This is a genomic window from Parafrankia sp. EUN1f (assembly GCF_000177675.1).
Taxonomy (GTDB): domain Bacteria; phylum Actinomycetota; class Actinomycetes; order Frankiales; family Frankiaceae; genus Parafrankia.
Window position 1 is genome coordinate 1 of record NZ_ADGX01000322.1, and the last position, 3,009, is coordinate 3,009.

General features: G+C 70.0%; 4 protein-coding genes. All 4 read right to left on the bottom strand.

What is annotated here, in order from left to right:
- Positions 1 to 529, bottom strand: a 529-nt coding sequence (locus tag FREUN1FDRAFT_RS38610; protein ID WP_006545885.1) for a YqjF family protein, incomplete at its 3' end; no start/stop codon positions are given.
- 25 nt (positions 530 to 554) lie between these two features.
- Positions 555 to 1,502, bottom strand: a complete 948-nt coding sequence (gene ppk2 / locus FREUN1FDRAFT_RS38615; protein WP_006545886.1) for a polyphosphate kinase 2 — start codon at positions 1,500 to 1,502, stop codon at positions 555 to 557.
- A gap of 365 nt (positions 1,503 to 1,867) precedes the next feature.
- A complete protein-coding gene (locus FREUN1FDRAFT_RS38620) occupies positions 1,868 to 2,413 on the bottom strand; it encodes a PaaI family thioesterase (RefSeq protein ID WP_006545887.1) in 546 nt (181 codons plus the stop codon).
- A 206-nt stretch (positions 2,414 to 2,619) separates the two neighbouring features.
- Positions 2,620 to 3,009, bottom strand: a 390-nt coding sequence (locus FREUN1FDRAFT_RS38625; RefSeq protein WP_006545888.1) for a MazG-like family protein, incomplete at its 5' end; no start/stop codon positions are given.

Sequence of the window (3,009 nt, forward strand, 5' to 3'; positions counted from 1 at the left end):
TGCCGTCCTGACCGAGCGTGCCACGCGGGCCCGACCAGCCTTCCCCGGTACGGACGACCCGCATGGCGGACCACAGGTAGGGAAGCCGGAAACCCGCGCGCGCCACCAGAACCGCGGGGAGCCTGGCGGCGTCCAGGGAGAAGAACCAGACCCCGCGACGTCCCCGCCGATCAACCACATAGGTGCGGACGTTCGTCTCCGGGAACGTGGACATCCACGGCATCGACCAGCCGCGGCCGGTCGCCACCCGCATGGCGAAGGGCACCAGGCTGACCCAGGCCTGGCCGTCGAAGGTGTCCACGGTCAGCTCCGGCGGCAGCCGACGGCGCACCACCTCCGGCTCGAACGGCCAGTGCAGGAACGTCAGCTGCTCCCAGCGCTGGATCGAAGCCGGGCGCTCGACGGCGAACGGGCACACCGGCCCCACCGCGCCCACCGGGCCCACCGGGCCCACCGGGCCCACCGGGCCCACCGCGGGACGAGCCGCGGCGTCACCGCCACCGGTCAGGCCCGACTGGTCCAGATACATGCGACCATCGTGGCCTGCCGGCCGACTATTCGCCGGATTTCAGCAGTTCCGTCGCGGAGACGACGATTCGCGGGTCCGGCTGCCCGATGACCGACTCGTCCCGGCCGGCGTACTCCAGCTGCGACAGGACGTGGCGCATGGCCTCCAGCCGGGCCCGTTTCTTGTCGTTGCTCTTGACGACGGTCCAGGGCGCCTTCTTGCTGTCCGTGTGGACGAACATGGCTTCCTTGGCCTTGGTGTAGTCGTCCCACCGGTCCAGTGCCGCGAGATCGACGGGGCTGAGCTTCCACTGCCGCACCGGGTCGATCTGACGGATCAGGAACCGCGTCTGCTGTTCGCTGCGTGAGACCGAGAACCACAGCTTGATGAGGTGGATGCCGCTTTCGATGAGCATCTCCTCGAGCGCGGGCGCCTGGCCGAGGAACTCGTGGTACTGGGCTTCCGTGCAGAAGCCCATGACCCGCTCGACGCCGGCCCGGTTGTACCAGGAGCGGTCGAACATCACGATCTCGCCGGCGGTCGGCAGATGCTCGATGTACCGCTGGAAGTACCAGGACCCACGCTCGGTCTCGGTCGGCTTCTCCAGCGCCACGACCCGGGCCCCACGCGGATTCAGGTGCTCGGTGAACCGCTTGATGGTGCCGCCCTTGCCGGCGGCGTCCCGGCCTTCGAACAGCAGGACGACCTTCTGGCCGGTGTCCTTCACCCAGTACTGGAGCTTGAGCAGCTCGATCTGCAGCAGCCGCTTCTCCCGCTCATAGGCGTCACGGGAAAGCCGGTGCGTGTACGGGTAGTTCTCCCGCCAGGTGTCGATGGACGTGCCGTCCGGACGGAACAGGGTCGCGTCGTCGGCGTCATCCTCGACCACTGTCAGCGAGCGGACGTCCGCGCCGAGGTACTCGGTGGGTGGCGTGAAAGGAAGTGAATCAACAACCAGCCGCACGTCGGATGTCCCTGTGGTCGTCTCGCTCATGGCAGCCTCCGGTGGAGCTCATCAGCCCCGATCCCATCATCGGCCCGCCCCCGCATGGCACGCCAAGCTGGGATTTCAACGCCTGTTCACCTGCCCCACACATCCCGATCGCGACAGGTCCCGGGCAACCGCGCCGGCCCGGCGCGGCTGTTACCCGGCGCCCGGGCGCTGTCCACCGGGCCATCCGCCGGGGATCCCGCACCGCCGCGCAGCACCAGCAATTCATGACAAGAGGGACAAAAGGGGCTTGAGCCACCTGGCAATCCGCAAAAGTTGCGGATTTTGGCTGCCAGAACGACCACGATCCTCAACTCTTGCCCGGCAGCAGTCACAGCTACGGCGGGACCTACTTCACCGCCTGTTCGCTAGCTCATGACGAGACAGGTGCTGCTCGCGGTGGCCACCACCCGCCCGGCGGCGTCACGGACATCCGCCTCCGCGAACGCGGCCCGACGGCCGGGGCGGGTCACCCAGCCATGGGCGGTCAGCGTGTTCGTCCCGCCCGGCACGATCTGGACCGGGCGAACATAGTTGACCTTGATCTCCAGTGAGGTGTAGGCGGTGCCGGCGGCCAGGGTCGTGTGCACCGCGCAGGCAGCCGCCGTGTCGAGGAGCGTGCAGACGAGGCCGCCATGCACCAGTCCGATCGGGTTGTACGCGGACTCGTCCGGCTCGCAGGTGAAGACGACATCGCCGACGTCCGCCGAGACCGGCCGGAAGTCGAACACCTGGGAGATCGGCGGCGGCGGGACCGTGCCGTCCATCATGGCGCGCAGGAACTCCAGGCCGGACATGGTCAGGCCCAGAGCCGCGGTGGTGGCCGGGTCGTACCAGGTAACGGTCTTGTGCCGCTGGTCGCCCCAGTGCTGGGCCGGGTCGTTCCCGGCGGCCGCCGGCTCCGAAGATGACATGAGCCGGAGCCTATGCCGCCCACCTGCGACGAGTTCCGCCCGCGCAACCTGCCCTGCCACCCCGCCCACCGACCTCCGCCGGCCGCCCACCGACCTCCGCCGGCCGACCGCCGACCTCCGGCGGCCGACCGCCACGCACCTCGATCTGATCGCGGCGCACCGCTCACCGCGCACCACGCGCCGATTACTCGCGTTACTCGCGCCGATCACTCGCCGGGATGCCGCTCCCCCACGGCCGCGATCAGCCGGGCCGTCCTCGCCTCGACATGGGCCGTGAAACGGGCCGCCCAGTCACCGGTTGTCGAGGCGGCGGCGACCAGCGCGGAAAGCGCCACGTCGAGAAGCTCGTCGACCAGCTCCTGCTCCGAACCGCGGCTCTTGCGCGGGTTCTGTCCGCGCAGGCCGATCAGCGCCGCGCTCGCCTCGCCGCACTCCTCGGCCACCTTGACCACCCGCAGCGCGAGGCCCTCGTCGGGACCGATCGCCATCCTTCGATCGTTCAGGTCGAGCGCCCGCACGGCGGCGTCGATCGCGGCGGCGCGCAGCATCGGCTCCGGCGGCACGGCGGCGTCCGGCGGCACGGCGGCGTCCGGCGG